The sequence below is a fragment of the Luteimonas endophytica genome, assembly GCF_029887875.1.
GTDB lineage: Bacteria > Pseudomonadota > Gammaproteobacteria > Xanthomonadales > Xanthomonadaceae > Luteimonas > Luteimonas endophytica.
This window is the reverse complement of the sequence record NZ_JARXRM010000035.1, coordinates 123,374-144,957: the sequence shown is the minus strand read 5'-3', so window position 1 is coordinate 144,957 and position 21,584 is coordinate 123,374. Positions and strand designations below refer to the sequence as shown.

At 71.9% G+C, this 21,584-nt stretch carries 17 protein-coding genes and 1 pseudogene; 7 read left to right on the top strand and 11 right to left on the bottom strand.

Annotated features, from left to right (window positions below):
* Positions 1-25 precede the first annotated feature (25 nt).
* Together QFW77_RS11865 and QFW77_RS11860 are read right to left on the bottom strand one after the other, a co-directional pair.
* Positions 26-1,177 (bottom strand): NAD-dependent epimerase/dehydratase family protein, encoded by a 1,152-nt coding sequence (locus QFW77_RS11865; RefSeq protein WP_280574928.1) that lies wholly within the window; start codon positions 1,175-1,177, stop codon positions 26-28.
* 90 nt (positions 1,178-1,267) lie between these two features.
* Positions 1,268-1,696: a hypothetical protein gene (locus QFW77_RS11860; RefSeq protein WP_280574927.1), complete on the bottom strand. Its 429-nt coding sequence runs from the start codon at positions 1,694-1,696 to the stop codon at positions 1,268-1,270.
* A gap of 111 nt (positions 1,697-1,807) precedes the next feature.
* Between QFW77_RS11860 and QFW77_RS11855 the strand changes: the two genes are divergently transcribed.
* Positions 1,808-2,647 (top strand): helix-turn-helix domain-containing protein, encoded by an 840-nt coding sequence (locus QFW77_RS11855; protein ID WP_280574926.1) that lies wholly within the window; start codon positions 1,808-1,810, stop codon positions 2,645-2,647.
* On the opposite strand, the gene QFW77_RS11850 is transcribed toward QFW77_RS11855, so the two are convergent.
* The 6 genes from QFW77_RS11850 to QFW77_RS11825 all read right to left on the bottom strand — a co-directional run bounded on the left by QFW77_RS11850 (position 2,631) and on the right by QFW77_RS11825 (position 12,045).
* Entirely contained in the window at positions 2,631-3,500 is an 870-nt protein-coding gene (locus QFW77_RS11850; RefSeq protein WP_280574925.1) for an arylamine N-acetyltransferase family protein, read from the bottom strand. The genes QFW77_RS11855 and QFW77_RS11850 overlap by 17 nt on opposite strands.
* Positions 3,501-3,556: 56 nt before the next feature.
* A complete protein-coding gene (locus tag QFW77_RS11845; RefSeq protein ID WP_280574924.1) occupies positions 3,557-4,459 on the bottom strand; it encodes a bifunctional helix-turn-helix transcriptional regulator/GNAT family N-acetyltransferase in 903 nt (300 codons plus the stop codon).
* Positions 4,460-4,759: 300 nt separating this feature from the next.
* Positions 4,760-7,993, bottom strand: coding sequence for an efflux RND transporter permease subunit (locus QFW77_RS11840; RefSeq protein ID WP_280574923.1), 3,234 nt, complete (start codon positions 7,991-7,993; stop codon positions 4,760-4,762).
* Positions 7,986-9,293, bottom strand: coding sequence for an efflux RND transporter periplasmic adaptor subunit (locus tag QFW77_RS11835; protein ID WP_280574922.1), 1,308 nt, complete (start codon positions 9,291-9,293; stop codon positions 7,986-7,988). The genes QFW77_RS11840 and QFW77_RS11835 overlap by 8 nt, the downstream gene beginning before the upstream one ends.
* On the bottom strand, positions 9,290-10,948 hold the full coding sequence (locus tag QFW77_RS11830; RefSeq protein WP_280574921.1) for an efflux transporter outer membrane subunit: 1,659 nt from the start codon (positions 10,946-10,948) through the stop codon (positions 9,290-9,292). The genes QFW77_RS11835 and QFW77_RS11830 overlap by 4 nt, the downstream gene beginning before the upstream one ends.
* Before the next feature lie 167 nt (positions 10,949-11,115).
* Positions 11,116-12,045, bottom strand: a complete 930-nt coding sequence (locus tag QFW77_RS11825) for a M14 family metallopeptidase (RefSeq protein WP_280574920.1) — start codon at positions 12,043-12,045, stop codon at positions 11,116-11,118.
* A gap of 155 nt (positions 12,046-12,200) precedes the next feature.
* Between QFW77_RS11825 and QFW77_RS19135 the strand changes: the two are divergent.
* A pseudogene (locus tag QFW77_RS19135) lies at positions 12,201-12,758 on the top strand (multinuclear nonheme iron-dependent oxidase); the annotation flags it as partial.
* Between the two features lie 113 nt (positions 12,759-12,871).
* Here the strand turns inward: QFW77_RS19135 and QFW77_RS11815 are convergent.
* The gene (locus tag QFW77_RS11815) at positions 12,872-13,129 is read right to left on the bottom strand and encodes a hypothetical protein (protein WP_280574918.1); all 258 of its coding nucleotides are present in this window, start codon (positions 13,127-13,129) and stop codon (positions 12,872-12,874) included.
* 357 nt (positions 13,130-13,486) lie between these two features.
* Here QFW77_RS11815 and QFW77_RS11810 point away from each other — a divergent pair, with 357 nt between their 5' ends.
* The 4 genes from QFW77_RS11810 (at position 13,487) to QFW77_RS11795 (ending at position 18,269) form a co-directional block, all read left to right on the top strand.
* Positions 13,487-13,906, top strand: a complete 420-nt coding sequence (locus QFW77_RS11810; RefSeq protein WP_280574917.1) for a response regulator transcription factor — start codon at positions 13,487-13,489, stop codon at positions 13,904-13,906.
* A gap of 106 nt (positions 13,907-14,012) precedes the next feature.
* The gene (locus tag QFW77_RS11805) at positions 14,013-14,546 is read left to right on the top strand and encodes a DUF4199 domain-containing protein (RefSeq protein ID WP_280574916.1); all 534 of its coding nucleotides are present in this window, start codon (positions 14,013-14,015) and stop codon (positions 14,544-14,546) included.
* Positions 14,547-14,653: 107 nt separating this feature from the next.
* A complete protein-coding gene (locus QFW77_RS11800) occupies positions 14,654-17,623 on the top strand; it encodes a DUF2135 domain-containing protein (protein ID WP_280574915.1) in 2,970 nt (989 codons plus the stop codon).
* A 1-nt stretch (position 17,624) separates the two neighbouring features.
* A complete protein-coding gene (locus QFW77_RS11795; RefSeq protein ID WP_280574914.1) occupies positions 17,625-18,269 on the top strand; it encodes a hypothetical protein in 645 nt (214 codons plus the stop codon).
* Between the two features lie 134 nt (positions 18,270-18,403).
* On the opposite strand, the gene QFW77_RS11790 is transcribed toward QFW77_RS11795, so the two are convergent.
* Complete coding sequence (locus QFW77_RS11790) at positions 18,404-19,306, bottom strand: pseudouridine synthase (protein WP_280574913.1); 903 nt, start codon at positions 19,304-19,306, stop codon at positions 18,404-18,406.
* A gap of 300 nt (positions 19,307-19,606) precedes the next feature.
* On the opposite strand from QFW77_RS11790, the gene QFW77_RS11785 reads away from it, so the two are divergent.
* Complete coding sequence (locus QFW77_RS11785; RefSeq protein WP_280574912.1) at positions 19,607-20,050, top strand: SRPBCC family protein; 444 nt, start codon at positions 19,607-19,609, stop codon at positions 20,048-20,050.
* Between the two features lie 41 nt (positions 20,051-20,091).
* Here QFW77_RS11785 and QFW77_RS11780 read toward each other — a convergent pair whose 3' ends face one another.
* Positions 20,092-21,558: an SLC13 family permease gene (locus tag QFW77_RS11780; protein WP_280574911.1), complete on the bottom strand. Its 1,467-nt coding sequence runs from the start codon at positions 21,556-21,558 to the stop codon at positions 20,092-20,094.
* Positions 21,559-21,584 lie beyond the last annotated feature (26 nt).

The window sequence follows — 21,584 nt, the reverse complement described above, 5'->3', positions numbered from 1 at the left end:
GTCAGCGCCGGGGCCCGCGCGACGCTCAACCGGCCTGCCGATGGCCGTGCCACGCCCGCAGCAGCTCGGCCTCGCGCTCGCGGCTCATGCCGGCGCGCTGCTCGGCCTGGCGTTCGGCCGGCAGCCCGGCGAACCAGCCGAGCAGATCGGCCACCGTGGTCGCCAGCGGCCTGAAGGTGAGGCCGGCGGCGAGCGCACGCGCGTTGTCGACCTGTCCATAGCCGCCGTATGCGTGCTCCGCGGGGAACCACACCGGCAGGTCGCCGCCGAAGCCGACCTGGTGCGCCGCCAGGAATTCCGCGGGCACGTGGGTAAAGCGCACCGGACCGCCGGTGACGGCGTGGATCCCGTGCACCATCGCGTCGGTGGACATCCGGTAGTCCGGTCCGACCGCGTTGAAGGTGCCGGTGGTGCCGTTCTCGGCCAGGCGGATCATCCACTCGGCCAGGTCGCGCCCGTCGATGATCTGCACCGGATCGCTGCCGTCTCCGGGGACCAGCACCTCGCCGCCGGCGGCGATGCGCCGCGGCCAGTAGCTGAAGCGGTCGGTCTCGTCGCGGGGCCCGACGATGTAGCCCGGCCGCACGATGGTGGTGCGTTCGCCGAACCGGCGGCGCGCCTCGGCCTCGCTCAGCGCCTTCAACGGACCGTACAGGCTCATGTCCGCGCGCAGGCGCTCCATGGTCTCGGCCATGGGGTCGCTGCCGGTGTAGGCCGCCAGCGGCGCGTCCTCGGCGATGCCCGGACGCGAGCCGTCGGCGTACACCGAGATCGTCGAGATGAAGAGATACTGTCCGACCTTGCCGTGCAGCACGTCCGCGGCGTCGCGCACCCAGAACGGCAGGCTGGTCGGATTGTCGATGCACACGTCCCACTCGCGCCCTTCCAGCGCGCCGAGCTCGCCCTTGTTGCGGTCGCCGTGCAGTTGCTCCACCTCGCCCGGCCAGTCCGGCGAGGGCCGCGATCCGCGGTTGAACAGGGTGATTCGGTGGCCCCGCGCCAGCGCGTACTCCACCTGGAACGGACCGGTGAAGCCGGTGCCGCCGAGGATCAGGATGCGCAGTGGGCGCGCCGCCCGCTCCACCTTCCGGGTCGCGGCCGGGGCGGCGCTGGCGGGAAAAGCGGCGGCGGCGGCGAGCGCGCCGAGCTTGAACAGGTCGCGGCGGGTGGTCGGCATTGCGGAGCTCCGATGGCGGGGGGAGTTCCCCGCCATCGATTGTGGCCACATCCTCCGCTCCCTGGCCCATGACGAAAGTGGGGGATCCGGCTACCGCGCCGCGGCCGCCACCGGCGGCGCCGGACGCGAGGCGCGCAGGCCGAACCAGCCCAGCTCGGCGAAGGCCAGCACCGCCAGCGCCTGCGCGCAGACGAAGGCGATGCCCAGAGCGCTGGGCTGCCAGGTACCGCCGAAGGCGACCCATGCGCTGCCGGCCACCCAGGCCACGTTGATCGCCACCACGATGGCCATGGCGCGGTGCGGCGGGGCCGGGCGACGGGACAGCGCCAGGACCCAGAGTACGAACGGCACGCAGATCAGGCCGGCGGTGCGCAACAGGCCGGCGGGCAATTGCAGGAGCGGCGCCAACAGGTCGGCCGCGAAAAGCAGCAGCAAGGCGGTGGCGCCGGTGGCGAGGCCGTCCACGAGCAGGACCCGGGACAGGAACTTCGGATTGGCGAAGACGCGCTGCAGCGACATGGCTGGACTCCTCTGTTTGGACTGGCCCGATGCTGCTCCGCTCCGGTCCGGTGCGCCATTACCTGCCGGGTAATGACCCGTACGCCCGGCGATCGGCTATCGTTCCGGGCCATGTCCACGCCCGTTCCTTCGCAACGCCCGGTCGGAGAGCAGCTGCGCCAGTGGCGCCGCCGGCGGATGCTCTCGCAGGAAGACCTCGCCGGCCTGGCCGGCATCTCGTCGCGTCACCTGAGCTTCATGGAAACCGGGCGCTCGCTCCCCAGCCGCGCCATGCTGTTGCGCCTGACCGATCGTCTGGACGTGCCGCTGCGCGAGCGCAACCGGATGTTCACCGCGGCCGGCTACGCGGCGGTCTATGGCGAGCGTGCGCTCGAAGAATCGGGGCTGGAGGCCGCACGGCGCACCATCGACCTGCTGCTGCGCGGGCACGAACCGTACCCGGCGCTCGCCGTCGATCGCCACTGGCAGCTGCAGGCGGCCAACCGCGCGCTGGTGCCGTTCCTCCGCGGCGTCGCTCCGGCGCTGCTCGAGCCGCCGATCAACGTACTGCGCCTGAGCCTCCATCCCGAGGGCGTGGCACCGCGCATCGTCAACCTGGGCCAGTGGCGCGCCCACCTCGTCCACCGCCTGCGCGGGCAGGTGGAGACCAGCGGCGACGAGGTGCTCGGGGAACTGCTGCGGGAACTGCTCGCCTATCCCGCCCCGGAACACGACGACACCCCTGATCCGGCCGCCATCGCGGTGCCCCTGCGCCTGCGCAGCGAGGCCGGGGAACTGGCCTTCCTCAGCACCACCACGGTATTCGGCACTCCCGTCGAGGTGACCCTGTCGGAGCTGGCGATCGAATCCTTCTTCCCGGCCGATCAGAAGACCGCGAAGGTGATGCAGGCGATGTCGCTGGTCGGCAAGGTGTTGCGCCGCCGGCTGCCGCCGCTCAGGCGCGCACCGTAGCTGCGTGCGGCCGCTGCGCGGCACCCTCGGCCAGCCGGTCCTGCTCGATCCGCCGCGCGATCGCCTCGCGCAGGCCCGGGTCCTGCGGCGGGTGCAGGTCGAATTCGCGGCCCAGCACCTCGAGGACCGCATCGGCATCCGGCAGCTCGCGCCGCTCGCTTCGCTCGCCGATGCGGTGGAGGCTGTAGCGGCCGTTCAGCAGGACCTTGCGGATGCCGGGGCCGGTGCGGGCCGCGCGCAGGTGACCGAGGAACGGCGAGGCCGGGTGGGTCGAAACGTACCAGTTGCCGACCTCGCAGTCGACGGCGCTCTGCGGCTGCAGGTCGAAACGGTACAGCGGGCGCCACTCGCCCATGACCCGGGCATGCAGCGCATATTCGCCATCGTCGTGGTCGAGCCGGTAGGACTCGTGCGGCGTGGCCTGCTCGCCCCTATCGTCGAGCAGCAGCGGCGCGGTGGGGACCAGGCCGCCGAATCCCACGTCGGCGAGGTGGCGCACGCCGTCCACCGTCACCAGCAGCAGCAGGTGGGTGCGCGCGGCGTCGGCGCCGCCGTCCATCACCACCCGTCCGGCCAGGGCGCGGACCTCGTAGCCCAGTTCGCGCAGCAGCGCCATGAACAGGCCGTTGAGCTCGTAGCAGTAGCCGCCGCGCCGGTCGTGCAGCAGCTTGCGCTCCAGCGCGGGCAGGTCCAGCGGCACCGGCTCGCCGAGCAGGGTCGAAAGCGTCTCGAACGGAAACTCAGCGGTGTGCCGCTGCTGCAGCTCGCGCAGGGTGTCGAGCGTGGGCGGCGGCGGTTGCGCGTGGCCCAGGCGTTGCAGGTAGGCATCGCGGAACTGCAGCTTGGACGGCATCGCTCGACCTCCGGATTGGCGTTGCCCCCAGCTTGCGACCTCAAGCGTGGTCGAGGTCAAGCCGGCGTGCGGCGGCGCAGCCCGCGCTTCTCGAACCAATGGTGCGCATGGGGGTTGTCGTTGTAGCGGGGGATCTCGCGGTAGCCGTTGCGCAGGTACATCCCCTGCGCCTCGCGCAGCGCCTGGTTGGTGTCCAGCCTCAGGGTGCCCAGACCGGTGGCCGCGGCGTGCGCTTCCAGCGCCTCGAGGATGCGCTGGGCCACGCCCAGCCCGCGCGCCGCAGGCGCCACCCACATGCGCTTGATCTCCCCGGTCCCGCGCTCGAGGGTCCGCAGGCCGCCACAACCGATCGGTACGCCATCCAGGCGCGCCACCAGGAACAATCCCCGGGGCGGGACCAGCTCGGCCGGTGCCGGTGGCGTGCCGCGATCGGGCGCGAACCCGCGCTCGAAGCGTTCGTCCAGTTCCCGGTAGTACGCCTCCAGGCAGGTCCGTGCGTCGGCGCCGGCCGGGTCGGCGGGTGCGATCTCCACCGCGGACGCGCGCAGCAGCCGCTCCAGTTCGGACATCGCCGCCACCAGCCGCTCGCGCTGCGCGCGGCCCAGCGGCGCCAGCATCGACGCGGCGAACGCCTGCGAGCGGCGCTCCAGGCCGTCGACTTCGCGCAGGCCCTTCCGGGTCAGCGTGGCGCGCCGCACGCGGCGGTCCCGGGACGACGTGCTCGACTCCACCAGCCCCTGCGCCTCCAGCGAGCGCAGCAGCCGGCTCAGGTAGGCCGAGTCCAGCGACAGCCGCGTGCGCAGCTCGCGCACCTCGGCGCCGGCCCGGCCGATCTCGAACAACAGCCGCGCCTCGGCCAGGGGGCGCCCACCGCCGAGGTAGCTGTCGCTCAGCACGCCGATCCGCCGCGTCACGGCGCGGTTGAAGCTGCGGACCCGGCGGATCTGGTCTTCGTCCATTTATCTGACTTTAGTCCGACGATTCCAAAGGGTCAATGCCGCCCGCCCGCAGGCACGACGACCGGGGGCGGCGACCGCGGCCAGAGCAGCGAGCGCTCCCGGCAGCGGGGCCGGGGCAACGCTCCGGACCGCATTCTCGCGCGGCAGGAACCTATCCCGCCCCGCCCTCAGCCGGCGCCCGGACACCTCTGGGCGAACCGCGCGCGCCGCACATCGCGCGCCGCTTTCCGGTGGACCGGCAGACGGAGGCGCTGTGCCTGGCGCTGGCAGCGGCGGATCCCCGGCCTCCCACGCGCCGGGTCAGTCGAGCGCTTCGCGTCCGCCTCCCGCTTTGCGGGTGAGCAGGAAATAGAGCGCGGGAACGACGAACAGCTGCATGATCGTCGCGGAGACCAAGCCGAAGATGATCATGAAGCACAGCGGCCGGAACATGGGATTGCCGATCGCAAGCGGCACCAGTCCGGCGATCGTGGTCGCCGAGGTCGTGAGGATGGGCCGCAGCCGTTCGGCGGCGCCGCGCGCCGCGGCGCGCGCCTTGTCGACTCCCTCGGCCAGGCGGCGGTTCATCGTGTCGACCATCACGATGCCGTCGTTGGCGACGATCCCGATCAGCGAGATCACGCCGACCATGGCGAAGAAGGAAAACTCCATCCCGAACAGGAAGAACCCGAAGAACGAGCCGATCAGCGCCAGCGGCATCGTGACGAGCAGGATGAAGGCCTGCGGAAAACTGTCGAACACGATGACCAGGACACCGAAGACCATGATCAACGCGATCACCAGCGCGATTCCCGCCGAGCCGAACGTTTCGGCCGTTTCCTCGGCCTCCCCGCCGATATCGAAGTCGTACCCCGATGGCCAGTCGTCCCGCATTTTCTCCAGCTCGGGCCGGATCTCCTCCACGATCTCGGTGACCGGCCGCCCCTGGTTGCCGGCGAGCACGGTCAACGCACGCCGGCCGTCCTCGTGCGAAATGGAGAGAATGGCCTCGCCCTGCACCGGATCGAGCAACGCGAGCATCGGCACGCTCTGTCCATGCGGGGTGAACGCGCGCACCATGTCGAGCTCGTCGATGCGGCGGGGCCCGCCCGCATCCCCCTGACGACTCGGCCAGTTGGTGCCCATGCGGATGTCGAGATCGTCCGTCGGCCCCGGGACCGCGAAGGTCCCGATCGTCTGGATACCCAGGGCGAAGCGCGCCTGCGCCGCCAGCTCCTGCTGCGAAATGCCGTAGAAACTGAGGCCTTCCCGATCCGGACGCAGAGCGATCTCGGCGCTCAGATCGCCGAGATTGTCGCGCACGTCGGCCACGCCTTCGGTGCGCTCGAGCAGGCCCTGCACGTTCTGGGAAAGCCGCTGCAGAACGCGCATGTCGGGACCGGACAAGGCGACTTCGATCGGCTCTCCCGTGCTCTGCTGGTTCGTCTCCGGCACCACCAGAAGCGAAGCGCCGGCGACATGGGCCGAGAGGTACTGCTGAAGTTCATCGCGCAGGCCGTCCGCCAGCTCGTAGCTTTGCGCATCACGCTCGCCGCGATCGACGAAGGTGGCGGAAAAACCTATGAAGTTCCTGCCCTCCGTCGGCTGTAGCCGCGCCTCGGGCGAGACCAGGATGAAAGGGCTCTTTCGGCCCGCGATCTTGATGACGCTGTCGAAATAGGCCTTCTCGCGCAGGATTTCCCCCACCGCGTCGGCGACCTCCTGCGTGCGGTCCAGCTGGGTCGCCGGAGGCAGTTCGATATTGATACCCAGTCTTTCGCCATCGGTCTTTGGAAACAGCACGCTCGGGATCTGCGAAAAGGCGACCAGCGAGAGGACGCATCCCGCCGCGGCGCCGCCGACCCAGGTCCAGGCATGCTTGCGGCTGTCCACCACCCTGGCGCAGATGAAGCTTTTCAGCCACTTCGAGGCGCTTTCGGTGATCCGGTCGGCGCGCCGCTTCCTGTTCCCGCCGCGCTTTCGCGCGACCGGGCCCAGCAGATAGCGCGACAGCGGCACCGCGGCGAGCAGAGCGACGATGAAGGCGATGACGAGGCAGGTGATCGCGGTGATCGGAAGGACGCGAATGAACTTGCCCGCCACGCCGCCGATCGCCATCAGCGGCGCCATCGCCAGGATCGTCGTCAGTTGGCCGGCGAAGGCCGGCATCGCGTAGTTGTCCACGGTGGCGAGCGCCGCCTGCCCGTAGCTCTTGTTCTGCACGTAGATCTCGTCGTGCATGCCCTCCATCATCAGAATGAAGACGTCGACCATGAGACCCAGGGCCAGCACCATCCCGATGATGACCAGCTCGTTGAGCGAGTAGCCGAGCAGCAGCACCACGATCAACGCGCCGGCGAAGGTTACCGGGATCGCGAGTCCCGCGATCAGGCCCTCCCGCCAGGTGAGCACGAGGAACAGGATCACGAAGACCGCCGCCATGGCCTGCAGCCCATTGACGAAGACGTCGCCGAGCGAATCGCGAATCGTCTCGGCGTCGTCCTGGATGACGTCGTAGCGCACGCCCGCTTCCCAGGCCTCGCCTTCCTGCATCGCCCGTAGTTCTTCGAGCACGGCATCGATCATCTCGAGCGTGTCCGCTCCCGGGGTCTTGCGCACGGAGATCTCGATCGACGGTCGGTACGGCTCGCCGCGGTTGCTGTAGGCGGTAGTGGATTCCTCGGCCTCGCGCGTACGCTGGACGACCGCCACTTCCTCCAGCCTGACCGGCGGTCCCGCGCGATCCCCGCCGGCGCGGCGAACGGGAAGGGATCGCAGGTCCTCGACGCTGCGGAACTGGCCCTCCAGCCGAACGATGGCGCCGATCTGCGCGCTCTCGATCTCACCGAACGGCTGCTCGAGATTGGCCGAACCGATCGCGTCGCGCACCTCGAGGGGCGAGAGGCCCAGTGCCAGCAGCCGCTCGGGCTGCAGCAGGATCTGGACGATCTCCTCGCGATCGCCGCCCAGTTCGGCCTCGCTGACTCCCTGGATCCGCTCCAGCCGCTCCTGCACCTCCTTGCCCAGCCCGCTCAGCGCCGCCGTGCCCGCGCCGCCGGACAGGGCGATGGTGATGACCGGGCGATCGTCCACCGATATCTGCTCGATCTCGGGGGCGTTCGCATCGGCGGGCAACTCGGCCTCGGCGGTGCTGACGGCAGCGCGCAGGCGCTGCATCGCGTCCGAGGCGTCCGCATCGGCCTCGAACTCGACCATGATGATCGAGTAGCTGTCGAACGAGGCGCTGTTCACCGAGTTCACCCCGGAGAGGGTGGTGAGCTCGTCCTCGATCTCGGTGGTGACCTGCTCCTCGATCGTTTCCGGGTCGGAACCTGGCCACTGGGTGGTGATGGTCGCCTGCGGGATCTCGAGGTCCGGCAACGCCTCCTTGACCAGCTGGGTGTAGGCCGTGAATCCGCCTACGCTCAGCAGCAGGGCCAGGAGGATGCCGAAGGTGGTCTTGAGGAGAAAGAAGCGCTGCAGGCGACCCGCGACGCGCACCTCCTCGCTCTCCCTGGGGCCCTCGCTGTCCGGCCCTGGCGGCGCCTCAGCCATCCTGCTCACCATCGCTCCGACCCGGCCGGTCGCGCCCGATCACGCGCACCGGATCTCCATCCTCCAGCGCGCTCCTGCCCTCGGTGACCACGTACTCGCCAGTGCGAACGCCAGAGAGCACCTCGCGAACCTCGTTGCCCGCAAGGCCCAGCTCGACCTGGCGCCGCCGGGCCCGGCCCGCCTCCCGATCGACCACGAAGACATACGGTTCGCCGGCGCTGAAGCCGATGGCTTCGAACGGAACCGCCGGCCCGTCTTCCGAGCGGGCGCCGCGGATCCACGATGAAACGAACTCGCCATCCTGGAGCAGGCTGGCTCCCCGGGTGGTACGGATCATCGCCCGGTAGGTACGGGTTTCGGGATCGAGCGCCGGGCTCACTGCATGGACCTGGCCGAAGATCCGAAACTCCTCGATCGGGATGGGCGGAGCATTGCCGGCCCCGGTCGCCTGCGTCGGCGGTTTTCGCGAGGCCGGCACGGGCGCTGCGCTCGGTCGTATCAGCGCCTCGGCACCGACCTCCAGCTCGCGGCTGGTGTAGGAAGGCAGGTCGACGGAGATCTCGTAGCTGGAGGGGTCGACGATGACGACGGGGACGGTGTCGAGTGCGGCCTGCTCGCTCTGCGTTCGCACCAGTTGCGGGGTGAAATAGCGGCCTTCCTCGATGTTGAGCCGCGCGATCACGCCCGTGATCGGCGCGACGATGCGCGACTCGGAGACCGTCACCCGCGCCACGTCGACCTGCGCCCGAGCCGCGTCCACCTGCGCACGATGCCCGGCAAGCTGGGCCTGCGCGCGCGCGTAGGCGGCCCTGGCCTGGCCCAGCCGCGCCTCGGCCTCGTCGTATTCCTGTTGCGAAGCAGAATCCAGATCGAGGAGGGTGGCGAAGCGCGCGAAGGTCTGGCGCGCCAGCTCCAGGCTCGCCGCCGCTTCGGCCTGGGCCGCTTCGCCCACGGCGACCTGCGCGCGCGCGTTGGCCAGCTCGACCCGGGCGCGGGTCAGCTCGGCGTCGGATCGATCCGGTTGCAGATGGGCGACGAGCTGCCCGCGCCGGACCGGACGGCCGATCTCCAGGCCGGGCGCCACATGGGCGACGCGCCCGCTGTTCTGGAAAGTGAGGAATTCGCGCCGCGCGGCCCGGGCGGTGCCCTGCGCGTAGACCCACGACTGCACTGGCGCCTCCTGCACCTGCACGACCCGTACGCTGACCGGTGCAACGTCGGTGCCGGAGGCATTCTCCTTCCCGGCATCGCCGCAGCCGGCAAGCAACAGCGCGAGAACGGCCCATGCGGGCAACCTCATCGAGGTTGCTCCACCGGTGGCGGCGGGATCGCCGGATCATCGAAACCGCCGCCGAGCGCCAGGTGCAGATCGACCCGGTTGTCCAGGCGAGCGCGACTGGCCGCGACGTACGCGCTTCTCGCGTCGAGCGCGGTCTGCTCGCTCTGCAGGACCGTGATGAACGGCTCGAGGCCGGCGCGATACCGATTGAACGAGATCGCCACCGATCGCTCGGCGGCTTCCGCCGCGCTGCTCAGGGCCAGCTGCCGCTGTGCCAGCACCTCGTCCACCGCCAGCGCCGTCTCGACTTCCGACAGGGCCTGCAGTGCGACCTCGGCGTAGGCGGCGATGGCTTCCGCCTTCCGGCCCTCTGCCGCCTCGACCTGCGCGCGCAGCCGCCCGCCCTGGAAGATCGGCTGGAGAATCGCGCCGGCAATGCTCCACACGAAGGAGTCTCCGTCGAGCAGGCTGGAAAGCTCGCTGCTGCTGGTCCCGGCTGAGCCCGTGAGGCTGATCCCCGGCAACAGCGCGCGCTCGGCCGCCGCTTCGCGATAGCCGGCGGCCGCCAGGGCGAGCCGCGCTGCGCGGACGTCCGGCCGCCGCGCCAGCAGCCCGGCCGGAAGCCCCGCCGGCGGCGGCGGCGGCGCCTCGGGCAGGACCTCGCCCGCGACGACGGCCCCATCCGGCCAGGCGCGGATCAGCGTGTCGAAGGCGCGCGCGGCTCGCTCGGACGCTTCGCGCCGCTGCGCCAGCCCCGCGCGGGCCTGGTCGAGATTGGCGAACGCCAGGGCCTTGTCGCCCGGTGGCGCGACGCCGACATCGGCGCGATCGCCGACCTGACGCGCGATCTCCGCGAGGGCGCCGACGCGCTCTTCGGAAACGGCGACCTGCCGGCGCGCTTCGATCAAGGCGAAATAGGATCGGGCCACCTGTGCCGCGATCGACTGCCGCACGGCCCTGAGATTCTCGGCGCTGGCGAGGAAGTCGGCGCGCGCAGCCGCGTTCTGCGCGCCGATCCTGCCCCACAGATCCAGTTCCCAGCTGACGCTCGCGTCGAGCGAGAAGCTGCCGGTCGTGAAGCCGGTGGCCTGGTCCGCGGCCTGCCCCGTGTCGCCGCCGCCTTGGCCGGGAGACGTCGGCAACAACGCTCCGACGCCGAGGCCGGCGAGATTCTGGCGCTGGCGCGATGCGCTGAAGCGCCCGTCGACCTGCGGGTAGAGGTCGGCGCGGGCGATCCGCGCCTGCGCCCGCGCCTGCTCCACCCGCGCAACCGCCTGAAGAACCGAGGGGTGATGGAACCCCGCGCGGTCGACGTACTCGGTGAGCAGCGGGTCGTCGAAGCGCGTCCACCACGCGTCGACGACGGGCGCCGCCGCGCCGGGCCCGGCAGCGACGAACCGCTGTCGCGGCTCGGCAACGATGGAACCGGGCTCCGGCGCTTCGCGCGGCGCGACCGCGCAACCGCCAAGCAGAATCGCCGAGCCGACGACGCAGGCCCTCAACAGGGGCCAGGGCGCGCCAAGCGCCTCGATGCGCCCCCACGCCCCGCCCCGGCCTCGGTCGTCGACCGGGTAGCGCAAGCCGCGGGCGACCCACGACTGGTCGCCCGGCATCGATTCCCCACGGATGTAGCCCGGCGAGAAGATGTTCATGACGATGGCGCGGAGCCAGATCAAGCCGTCGAGGCGGTCCTTGAGCTGGCCCTTTCTATCGTTGCTGAAACCTCCAGACTAGATGCAGGCGTGTCACAGCCTTGCGAACTCGGGCTTGCGAGCATCCGCCCGCGATGGTTCCGGGCACGCCACGGCCCGCGGACTCCAGGGGCTCGCCGCAGGGGGTTTTTCTAGCGGCCCCCACCGCGCTGGAGCGCGAAGTCGAGCGCCGCGCGGACCGCCGCGACCTGCGCGGCGTTGCACTGCTCCGCGGTCGTGCGCGGGCTGTCGGGGTAGACCTCGGTGGTGGTCCTGTAGCGGGCCCGGGTCACGCCCGCGCAGAGCCCCAGCTCGGCGACCGGATAGTTGATCACCCCCGGCGCCGCCATCGGCGACCGGATGATCCGGCCGTCGGCATCGGCCGCGGCGATGTGGGTGACCCTGGCGACCGCCTCGATCACCGCCTGCTGGAAGGCCGGCTGCGGGTCCGCGCTGTCGCCGACCAGATAGAAGCCGTCGGGGACCTCGTCCGGTTCGTACGGCTTGCCGTCGCGCGCCGCCAGTGCCGGGCGGAATTCGGATTCGTCGCTGTCGGTGGTCTCGTGCAGATCGACATGCACCAGCACCCGCTCGCGGAGCGGGGCGACCAGTCCCATCAATGCCGCCGATTCCTGTGCCGGGCTGTCGGCGCGAAACGAGCGGTTGGGATCGACCGCATGCATGTTCCAGCGCTGGATCCGTTCGTAAGCCCACGGACTCACGCACGGCGCGACCAGCAGGTTGAGCCGGCCTGCATAGTCCGATCCGTGCCGCTCCACGAACTGCAGCGCGCCGAGCACGCCGCTGGTCTCGTAGCCGTGCACGCCGCCGGTCACCAGGCCGACAGGCAGGTCGTCGCGCCAGCCGCGGCTCCTGAGCGCGACCAGCGGGTAGCGCTCGCCCTGGTAGTCCAGCTGCCCGTACTCCTCCACGTCGAAGTCCGTGCGCAGGCGCTCGATCGCCGCCAGCACCTCCCCGTAGCCGCGCTTGCGGGTCTGCCGCGACAGCCAGCTGGCCACCTCGGCAGCGCCCCACGGGAGGCCGGGCGTGCCGATCGGATAGGCGGAAGGGGGAGTCGTCATGCGGTGTCCGTGGCGCTACGGGAGGGGCGCCCACTGTATCGGAGACGGGCACCCGCGGCCTCCCTGTCCGGCGTACCGTCCGGACCACGTTTCCAAGCAGGATCGAGATCGAGCCCGAATTCTTCTGGTTCGAGACCGGGGACCCGCGGCAGCCGATGCGGATGGACAGCGGGGTACTGGACCAGCTGGCCGCACTGCCGCAACGCAAGCTGGTGCATGGCGTGGCCTCGCCGGTGGGCGGCACGCTCGCGCCCGATTCCCGGCGCATGGGCCTGATGCGCGAGGTGGTCTCCACGCTGCGGGCGCCCCGGGCGGGCGAGCACCTCAGCTTCAACGCGGTGCCGGCACCACAAGGCCGGGTCGACGCGGGCTCCCTGCTGCCGCCGGTGCAGACCCCGAAGAGCGCCGCGCAGGCCGCCGCCAACCTCCGCGCGATGGCGGACGGACTGGGCGTACCGGTCGCGGTCGAGAACAACGTCAACTACCTGCGCCCGCGCCCCGGCGAGCTCGCCGACGGCGAGTTCATCGCCGAAGTCGCGCGCCGTGCCGACTGCGGCCTGCTGCTCGACCTGCACAACCTGTGGGTCAACGAGCGCAACGGCCGGCAGCCGGTGCGCGAGGCGCTCGCCCGGTTGCCGCTCGAGCGGGTCTGGGAGATCCATCTCGCCGGCGGCAGCCTCCACCGCGGCTACTGGCTGGATGCGCACTGCAGGCCGGTCGCGGACCAGGTGATGGCTCTCGCCGCGGAGGTCGTTCCCGCCCTCCCCGCCCTGCGCGCGATCGTCTTCGAGATGCTGCCGGCGTACCTCTCGCGGGTCGGCCTGGATCAGGTGCGGCGGCAGATCGAGCGCCTGCGACGCTCGGCGACGACCCGGGAATCTGGATCCTGCGCGAACTGGCGCTCAACGCCCGCACCGGCCAGGTCGCCAGCGCCGCGCGGCTCACCACCCGGGTCCTGCTGGCGCACGGCGGCGACGCGTTCGAGACGGTGTTCGCCGGCTATGCCGCGGCTCATCCGCCGCAGCAGTTCGCCAGCACCGAGGCGCTGGCGTTCCTCGATCGCGCGCGCGCGCCACCAGGCCATTCCCTACCTGGAAGAGGTGGCCGGGTTCGAGAGCGCGGTGATCCGCTCGACCCTCGGCAGGGACGTGCGCGAGGTGGAATTCGGGGTCGACCCGATGCCGCTGCTCGAGGCGCTGTCGGAAGGGCGCCCGCCGCGGCGCTGCCGCGTGCCGGTCCGTTCCGGGTCCGGCACGAGCACGGCGAGGTCACCGCGCTCGTGCCCAGCCGCTCCGCGGCCGAAGCCCCGCTCCCGCGCCCACGCCCGGACTGAGCGCCCGCGGCCGGCCGGGCCGGCAGCCGGCGACAGGGATCGCGCGGCGCTCGGGCCGGACCGGCGGGCCGGTTTGCGCCGCGCCCGCTTGCAGGCATGCTGGGCGCCATGTGGAAACACGCACTCCTCTACGGTGCGCTGCTGGCCCTGGGCACGCTCGCGCTGCAGGGGCTGGACTACCAGCGGCTGGCGCGCAGCCACGCCGGGGAGGTGTACGACTTGCTGCTCGCCGCGGGCTTCCTGGCGCTCGGGCTGTGGCTGGGCGCGCGGCTGCTGGGGCGCCGGGCCGCACCGGGCCCGGAGTTCGACGGCAACCCCCGGGCCCGGGCCGCGCTCGGCATCAGCCCGCGCGAAATGACGGTGCTGGCCGAGATCGCGGCCGGTCACTCCAACAAGGAAATCGCGGCGCGCCTGCACGTGTCGCCGAACACGGTGAAGACCCACGTCGCGCGGCTGTTCGGCAAGCTGGGGGCGCGGCGCCGCACCGAGGCCCTGCGGCGGGCACGGGAGCTGGGCCTGGTGCCCTGAGCCCACCCGGAATGGCGAAAACGGGCCAAATCACCCGTTTTGGCGATTGCGGCCGGTGCCGGCCGGTCGCCCAATCGGCGTCCCTTCATCGTGCGAGGCAACCGCCATGTGGCCCACCTTCCTGAAGTACGGCGTCGCCGCCGGCCTGGTCGCCGGCTCCGCACTGCTCGCCGTCAGCCTCGCCTATGGCGGCCAACCCCCTCCCAGCTACGGCATGGCGCTGGGCTACGCGGCGATGCTGGTGGCGCTTTCGGCGGTGTTCGTCGGCATCAAGCGCCATCGCGACTGCGCCGGCGGCGGGGTGATCCGGTTCTGGCCGGCGTTCGGGCTGGGGCTGGCCATCAGCCTAGTGGCCGGCCTGTTCTACGTCGCCGCCTGGGAACTGGCGATGGCCCTGATCGACAAGGACTTCGCCGCCCTGTTCGGACGGATGATGGTGGAGCGGGCGCGTGCCGGCGGGGCCACCGGGGAAGCGCTGGCGCAGGCGGTGGAGCAGGCCGGCAGGTTCGAGCGGATGTATCGCAATCCGCTGTACCGGCTGCCGATGACGTTCGCGGAGATCTTCCCGGTCGGAGTCCTGGTGTCGCTGGTGTCGGCGGCGGTGCTGCGCAATCCCCGGGTGCTGCCGGCGCGCGGTTGATCGGCGGCCCGCGATCGGCGTTGCCCGGGGCCGCGCCGCATCCTTCAACCCCACTCGCGTTTCGGGTACGTTCGCCCTGGGGACACCGATCCGGAACGGGGGTTTCGATGCGTCATCCGATCATGGCGGCGCTGCTGTGCGCCGCCCTCGCCCACGCGCCGGCGCCGGCCCAGGACGGCGGCCACCTCACCGCGCCGATCGCGCCGCCGTTGATCCGGGTGGCGCCGGAAGAGCTTCCGGTGCGGCTCGAGTCCGCGTCGGTGGTGGTGGAGCCAGGCGCCGGCGTGGCGCGCACCACCATCGACATGGTGTTCGGCAACCCCAATGCCCGGGTGCTCGAGGGCAATCTGCAGTTCCCGCTGCGTCCCGGCCAGCAGGTGGTCGGTTTCGCGCTGGACATCGACGGCAGGATGCGCGACGCGGTGCCGGTGGAGAAGACGCGCGGACGCCAGGTGTTCGAGGAGATCCAGCGCCGTGGCATCGATCCGGGCCTGCTCGAGCAGACCGAGGGCGACTTCTTCCGCCTGCGCGTGTATCCGTTCCCGGCCGGCGGCAGCCGCCGGGTACGGGTCACCCTGCTCGAGCCGCTGACGCGCGACGGGGCCGGCCGGGCGGCGACCGTGCCGCTGCAGTTCGCCGCCGGCCTGGATTCGCTCCACCTGTCGGTGCTGGGCCGCGACCGGCCGGAACTGGTCGGGCTGATGCGGGACCGGGCGATGACCACCGGCCGCGACGGCATCCACCGGCTGCGCCTCGAGCGGAGCGCGTTCCGCCCGCAGCGCGGCGTCACCCTGCGCTTCCCCGCGGCGACGGCCCCCGCCACGCGGCTGCAGGTCCACGACGGCGACACCTGGTTCCTGGCCGAGATCCCGGTCGGCGACACGGCGCCGCCGAGGACCCCGCCGGCCAGGATCGGCCTGCTCTGGGACAGCTCCGCCAGCGGCCTGCGGCGCGCCCACGACCTGGAGTTCGCGCTGCTGGACGCCTATTTCGAGGCCGCAGGAGACGCCCGGGTGGAACTCATCCGGCTGCGCGACACGGCGGAAGTCGCCGGTGCGTTCGAGATCGCCGATGGCGACTGGCGGGCACTGCGCCGTGCGCTGGAAGACACCGTCTACGACGGCGCGTCCAACCCGGGCGGCTGGACCCCGGACCCCGCGATCGGCGAATACCTGCTGTTCGGCGACGGCCTGTTCAACTACGGCGCGCAGCCGTTCCCGACGCTGGGCGGGGCCCAGCGCCTGTTCGCGATCCACGCCGGCAGCGCCGGCGACAGCGTTCGTCTGGCGGCGCTGGCCGCCGCCAACCGCGGCAGCTCGATCGCGCTGGAGGACAGCGGCGGCCTGGCGGCGGCGGAAGCCGCGCTGCTGCGCGCGCCGCCGCGCCTGGTCTCGATGGACGGCGTGGGCGCGGTCGACCTGGTCGCCGAATCGATGGTCGCTCGGGACGGCTTTCTGCGGATCGCGGGGCGGCTGACGGAACCCGCCGCGCGGTTGCGCCTGCGGCTCTCCCGCGGCGGCCGGGTCGAGCCGGTCGAGGTCCGGATCGGCGATGCGCCGCATGGCGGGCTTGCGGCGATGCAATGGGCGCGGTTCTCGCTGGCGGCGCTGCGCGCCGACCCCGGCCGCAACCGCGCCGCCATCGCCGCCATCGGCCGCAGGTTCGGCGTGGTCACGCCCGAGACCTCCCTGCTGGTGCTGGAGGACGTGGCCGACTACGTGCGCTACCGGATCCAACCGCCCGCGGCGCTGCGCGACGCGTTCGAGCGCCTGCAGGCGACGGCGAGCGCCGAGCACCGGCAGGGCCGGCAGGCGCGCCTGGATGCCGTGGCCGCCGCTTGGGCCGAGCGCACCGACTGGTGGCAGCGTGCATTTCCCAAGGAGGCGCCCAGGGAAGCGCCGATGCGCGCGCTCGGCGACGCCGACGCCGAGGTTGCGGAGGGCGCCGCGGTCGCCACGGCCGCGATCGCGCGCGACGAGGCGGCGCGGGAGGCATCGGCCCGGCCGCTGGCGCAGGCATCCGCGCCTCCGCCGGCGCCGGTCGGCGCGGCGCCGGAACCGGCCACCCTCGACCGCGCCCATCCGACAGGCTCGCGGCCGCAGCAGGCGGTGTCCGCGCCCGGGGCGTCGCCCGCCGCACCTGCGGCCACCATCGCGCTGCAGCCGTGGCGCCCGGACTCGCCCTACGCCCGGCGCCTGCGACAGGCCGCCGCCGCGGACCTGTACGCCATGTACCTCGACGAGCGCGCGCGCCAGCCGCAGGGCACCGCCTTCCATCTGGACGTCGCCGACCTGCTGTTCGAGCGCGGCCAGCCCGGGCTGGCGCTGCGGGTGTTGTCCAATCTCGCCGAGATGGACCTCGACAACCGCCACGTGCTGCGGGTGCTTGGCTACCGCCTGATGCAGGCCGACCGCGCCGACCTCGCGCTGCCGGTGCTGGAGCGGGTGCTGGCCATGGGCGCCGAGGAGCCGCAGAGCTACCGCGACCTGGCGCTGGCCTATGCGGCCACCGGCCAGCGGCAGCAGGCCGTCGAAGCGCTGTACCAGGTGGTCGAGGGCGAATGGGACGGCCGCTTCCAGGACATCGAGCAGACCGCGCTGGCCGAACTCAACGCGATCGTCGCGACCGCGCCCGAGCCGCTCGATACCGACCGGTTCGATCCGCGCCTGCTGCGCAACCTGCCGCTGGACCTGCGCGTGGTGCTCGGCTGGGACAGCGACAACAGCGACATGGACCTGTGGGTCACCGATCCGAACGGCGAGAAGGCCTACTACGGCAACCGGCTGACCCGGCAGGGCGGGCGCATGTCGCGCGACTTCACCGGCGGCTACGGCCCCGAGGAATTCGCGCTGCGCGACGCCAAGCCCGGGACCTACCGCGTCGAAGCGAACTTCTTCGGCGATCGCCAGCAGCTGGTCGCCGGCGCCACCACCCTGCAGCTGTGGCTCAGCACCGGGTTCGGCACGCCCGCCCAACGGGATCGCAAGGTCACGCTGCGGCTGGCCGAGCGGGCGGAGACCGTGCTGGTCGGGGAATTCGAGGTGGCGCCCTCGCCCGCCCGGCAGCGGCATCGCTAGGATGGCCCCCGCCGCGCCCAGACCGCTGGCCGGGCGCGTCCTGGGCAGCGTTCCCGATGCCGCGCTCGCGGGCTGGTTCCTGGTGCTCTGGATCTCGCCGCTGACGCTGGGGGTGGGCGCGGTACGTACCGGACTGATGGTGATGGTGGTGGAGTTCGTGCTGGTGCACGCCTCCGCCGTGCTCGGCGCCATCGTGCTGTCGGAACGGGTGCCGCGCCGTACCCGGCTCGGCACCGTCGGCGGTATGTCGCTGCTGTACCTGGCGTTCATCGCCGCGTTCGTGTCCGAGGCCCGTTCCTGGTGGCCGCTGGCGGTGTTCGTCTGGCTGCTGCTGGCGAAGGTCGCGCTCGCCATGGGACGCCCGGGGCCCGACCTGCGGCATCGGCTGCAGTCGGCGTGGGCGGTGGCGGTGATGGCCTATCTGGCGGGCGTGGCGCTCACCGTGCTGCTGCCGGTGCCGCGGCTCGGGCTGACCTACGCGATCGTCTCGGAACTGGGCCTGGCCGGGAACGGCCTCTGGGTCAGGCGCCCGCAGACGGCGATCGCGTTCGGTGCGCTCTACTTCGCGGTGCAGGCGTTCGCGCGCCTGTTCGACCTGCGGCTGCCGGCGCACACGCTCCCTGGGCTTCCGGCGTCGCGGGACTGACGCGGCCGGCGCGGGCGCCGGGCTGTACCGCGCGAGCTTTCTACCACGGCGGGCGGCCGGTCCGGCTGGTGGTGGACCGGGCCGGCAGACCGGTGACGGACTGAAGACGGCCGCGCACGCCGCGGCGGCCGGCTTCAGCTTTCGGGCACGTCCGCGGCTTCCAGCTCGCGGGCGCTGGCGAAGCGGCGGCGGCGGCCGTCGAGCGGATCGTCGAATTCCAGCGCGTGCGCGAGCAGCCGGAGCGGAGCCGACGGATCGTCCGCGCCGCGCTCGCGCAGCAACGGATAGAGAGGGTCGCCGAGGATCGGTGCGCCCAGCGCCGCCATGTGCACCCGTAGCTGGTGCTTGCGGCCGCTGACCGGCAGCAGCCGGTAGCACCAGGCGCGATCGTCGCGCCAGGCGACCTCCAGGCGGGTTTCGCTGTTCGGCTCGCCCGGCGCCTCGCGCATCCGGAAGAACGGCTCGCCGCGCACCAGCCGGCTGCGGCGCAGCTGCGGAAACGCGAGCGCGGGCAGCGGCGGCGCCAGCGCCAGGTATTGCTTGGCGATGCGGCGCTCGCGGAACAGCGCCTGGTAGCGGGCGCGGCTGCTCGGGTCGGCCGAGAACAGCACCAGCCCGGCGGTCGCCCGGTCGATGCGGTGCAGCGGCACCAGGTCCGGGTTGCCGAGCCGGCGCACCAGCCGGCCCAGCAGGGTCTCGCGCACGAAGGCGCCGGTCGGCGCGACCGGCAGGAAGTGCGGCTTGTCGGCGACCACCAGGTGCGCGTCCGCATGCAGCACGGTCTCGGCGAAGGGAATCCGCGGCTCCTCGGCGACCTCGCGGAAATACAGGACCTCCATGCCCGTGCGATGCGCCGCCCTGGCGTCCAGCGGGCGCCCGCGCGCGTCCAGCACCCTGCCGCGGGCGAAACGGTCCGTCCAGGTGGCGCGACAGATGGTCGGGAAGCGATCGCACAGTGCATCGAGCACCGTCGCCCAGCGGCCCGGCGGCAGCTGCACGCGGCTGGCGGGCACGCCAGCGAGGGTCGGAGCCGCCACCGGCCTCACCCGTTGCCGCCAGCGGCGGGGAACGGCGGAAAAGCGGCCGGCGAAATGGATCGACGCATCATGCCAGTGTACCGACCGGCTGCGCAGCGTTGCGTCCAGCGTCCGCTGGCGCCCGCCGCCGGTTCGCCCGCGCCTCGCAACCGCATCCACCTGGCGCCTTCGATGCCCGCGGCTGACCGCAGCCGCCCGTGGCCGGTGGCAGCGCCGAGGGCAGGTCGTGGCTGTGTCGATTCCCGTCCGTCCGGTTCGTCGTCGAAGCAGAGGGCCGTCCTCTGCTTTCGGAGAATCACCATGCCGTCCACCATCCGCCTCCACCGCGTCCTGGCCGCGCCGCCCGAGCGCGTCTACCGTGCGTTCCTCGACCCGGCCGCGATGTGCAAATGGCTCCCGCCCCACGGATTCACCGGCACCGTGCACGAGATGGACGCCCGGGTGGGCGGCCGCTACCGCATGTCGTTCGCCAACCTCACCACCGGCAATGGCCACAGCTTCGGTGGCGAGTACATCGAACTGGTGCCCAACCAGCGCATCCGCCACACCGATCGCTTCGACGATCCAGGGCTCCCCGGCGAGATGACGGTCACCGTGTCGCTCAAGGCCGTGTCCTGCGGCACCGAGCTCGACATCGTGCAGGAAGGCGTGCCGGACGCGATTCCGGCCGCGGACTGCTACCTCGGCTGGCAGCAATCGCTGACGCTGCTGGCGCAACTGGTCGAACCGGAGATCCCGGACTGATCGGATCCCGGCGGGCGCCAGCGATGCCGCCCGCCGGCGGGTCAGCCCGGCATCGCCAGCGGCTGCCACAGCAGCACGAAGGCGCTGATCAGAACCACCGCGGCGAGATTCATCCAGAGCCCCGCGCGCACCATGTCGTCGATGGCGATGTAGTCAGAAGCGAAGACCGCGGCGTTGGGAGGCGTCGAGATCGGCAGCATGAAGGCGCAGCTGGCCGACAGCGCGATCACCGCCATGATCGCGTGCGGGTCCGCGCCGATGCCCAGCGCCAGGCCGATGCCGACCGGGATCAGCATGTTGGAGACCGCGGTGTTGGACATCACCTCGGTCATGGCCAGCACGATCGCGGCCAGCGCCAGCATGATCATCGCGAACGGCAGCACCTGCAGGCCCGCCAGCAGCGCTCCGAACCACGAGGTCAGGCCCGAGCTCTCGAAGGCGGCCGCCAGCGACAGCCCGCCGCCGAACAGCAGCAGCAGCCCCCAGGGCAGGTCGCGCATGTCGGCCCAGCCCATCAGCCGGCCGCGCCCGCGCCGCGCCGGCAGCAGAAACAGGGCGACCGCGCCGACCATCGAGATCGAGGTGTCCGACAGCCGCAGCCCCGCAGGCAGGAAGCCGCCGCCGATCCACAGCGCACCCACGGCGCCGAACACCGCCAGCACCGCCTTTTCCTCGAATCCCATCGGCCCGAGCCGGCGCAGCTGATCGCTTACGAACCCGCTGCCGATCTCGCGGGCCGGGCGCACCCGGAACTTGAACCGGGTCATGTAGACGTAGAGCACCGCCAGCATCACTACGGTCAGCGGCGAGGCGAACAGGAACCACTCGGCGAAGGTGACCGTGCGGCCGAGGTTCTGCTGCGACACCGCCGCGAACACCGCGTTCGGCACCGAGCCGATCAGGGTCGCCAGGCCGCCGATCGAGGCGGCGTAGGCGATCGACAGCAGCAGGCCCTTGGCGAAGCGCCGCAGCGCCGCCTCCTCGTACAGGCGCTCGCTGCGGATCTGCTCGATCAGCGCCAGGCCGATCGGCAGCATCATCAGCGCGGTGGCCGCATTGGAGATCCACATCGACAGGAACGCCGTGGCCAGGATGATGCCCAGGGTGATGCGCTGCCCGCCGGCGCCGACCATCGCCAGGATCGCCATCGCGATGCGCTTGTGCAGATCCCATTTCTGGATCGCCAGGGCGATGGTGAAGCCACCCATGTACATGAAGACGATCGGGTTGCCGTAGGCCATGGTGGCGGTGCGCTCGTCCGCGCCGCCGGTGAGCGGCAGCAGGAAGATCGGCATCAGCGAGGTGGCGGGGATCGGCAGCGCCTCGGTGATCCACCACGTCGCCACCCAGAGCGTCACCGCGAGCACCGCGCGCGGAGCCTCTTCCAGCCCGGTCAGCGCCGGCAGGAAATACACCAGCGCGAACAGCAGCGGGCCGAGCGCCAGGCCCACGCGCCGGCGCGTCGGGGTCCGCGCAGCGCGGGTGGCGTCATCCAGCGATGAAGTCACTGGTCCTCCCCATCGGCGTGCGCGAC

Coding starts and splice junctions, on each gene's coding strand:
- QFW77_RS11865 (WP_280574928.1), bottom strand. CDS start 1,177: ATGCCGACCACCCGCCGCGACCTGTTCAAGCTCGGCGCGCTCGCCGCC.
- QFW77_RS11845 (WP_280574924.1), bottom strand. CDS start 4,459: ATGGACGAAGACCAGATCCGCCGGGTCCGCAGCTTCAACCGCGCCGTG.
- QFW77_RS11805 (WP_280574916.1), top strand. CDS start 14,013: ATGTGGCCCACCTTCCTGAAGTACGGCGTCGCCGCCGGCCTGGTCGCC.
- QFW77_RS11810 (WP_280574917.1), top strand. CDS start 13,487: ATGTGGAAACACGCACTCCTCTACGGTGCGCTGCTGGCCCTGGGCACG.
- QFW77_RS11825 (WP_280574920.1), bottom strand. CDS start 12,045: ATGACGACTCCCCCTTCCGCCTATCCGATCGGCACGCCCGGCCTCCCG.
- QFW77_RS11785 (WP_280574912.1), top strand. CDS start 19,607: ATGCCGTCCACCATCCGCCTCCACCGCGTCCTGGCCGCGCCGCCCGAG.
- QFW77_RS11840 (WP_280574923.1), bottom strand. CDS start 7,993: ATGGCTGAGGCGCCGCCAGGGCCGGACAGCGAGGGCCCCAGGGAGAGC.
- QFW77_RS11855 (WP_280574926.1), top strand. CDS start 1,808: ATGTCCACGCCCGTTCCTTCGCAACGCCCGGTCGGAGAGCAGCTGCGC.
- QFW77_RS11795 (WP_280574914.1), top strand. CDS start 17,625: ATGGCCCCCGCCGCGCCCAGACCGCTGGCCGGGCGCGTCCTGGGCAGC.
- QFW77_RS11800 (WP_280574915.1), top strand. CDS start 14,654: ATGCGTCATCCGATCATGGCGGCGCTGCTGTGCGCCGCCCTCGCCCAC.
- QFW77_RS11835 (WP_280574922.1), bottom strand. CDS start 9,293: ATGAGGTTGCCCGCATGGGCCGTTCTCGCGCTGTTGCTTGCCGGCTGC.
- QFW77_RS11850 (WP_280574925.1), bottom strand. CDS start 3,500: ATGCCGTCCAAGCTGCAGTTCCGCGATGCCTACCTGCAACGCCTGGGC.
- QFW77_RS11815 (WP_280574918.1), bottom strand. CDS start 13,129: ATGGCCTGGTGGCGCGCGCGCGCGATCGAGGAACGCCAGCGCCTCGGT.
- QFW77_RS11860 (WP_280574927.1), bottom strand. CDS start 1,696: ATGTCGCTGCAGCGCGTCTTCGCCAATCCGAAGTTCCTGTCCCGGGTC.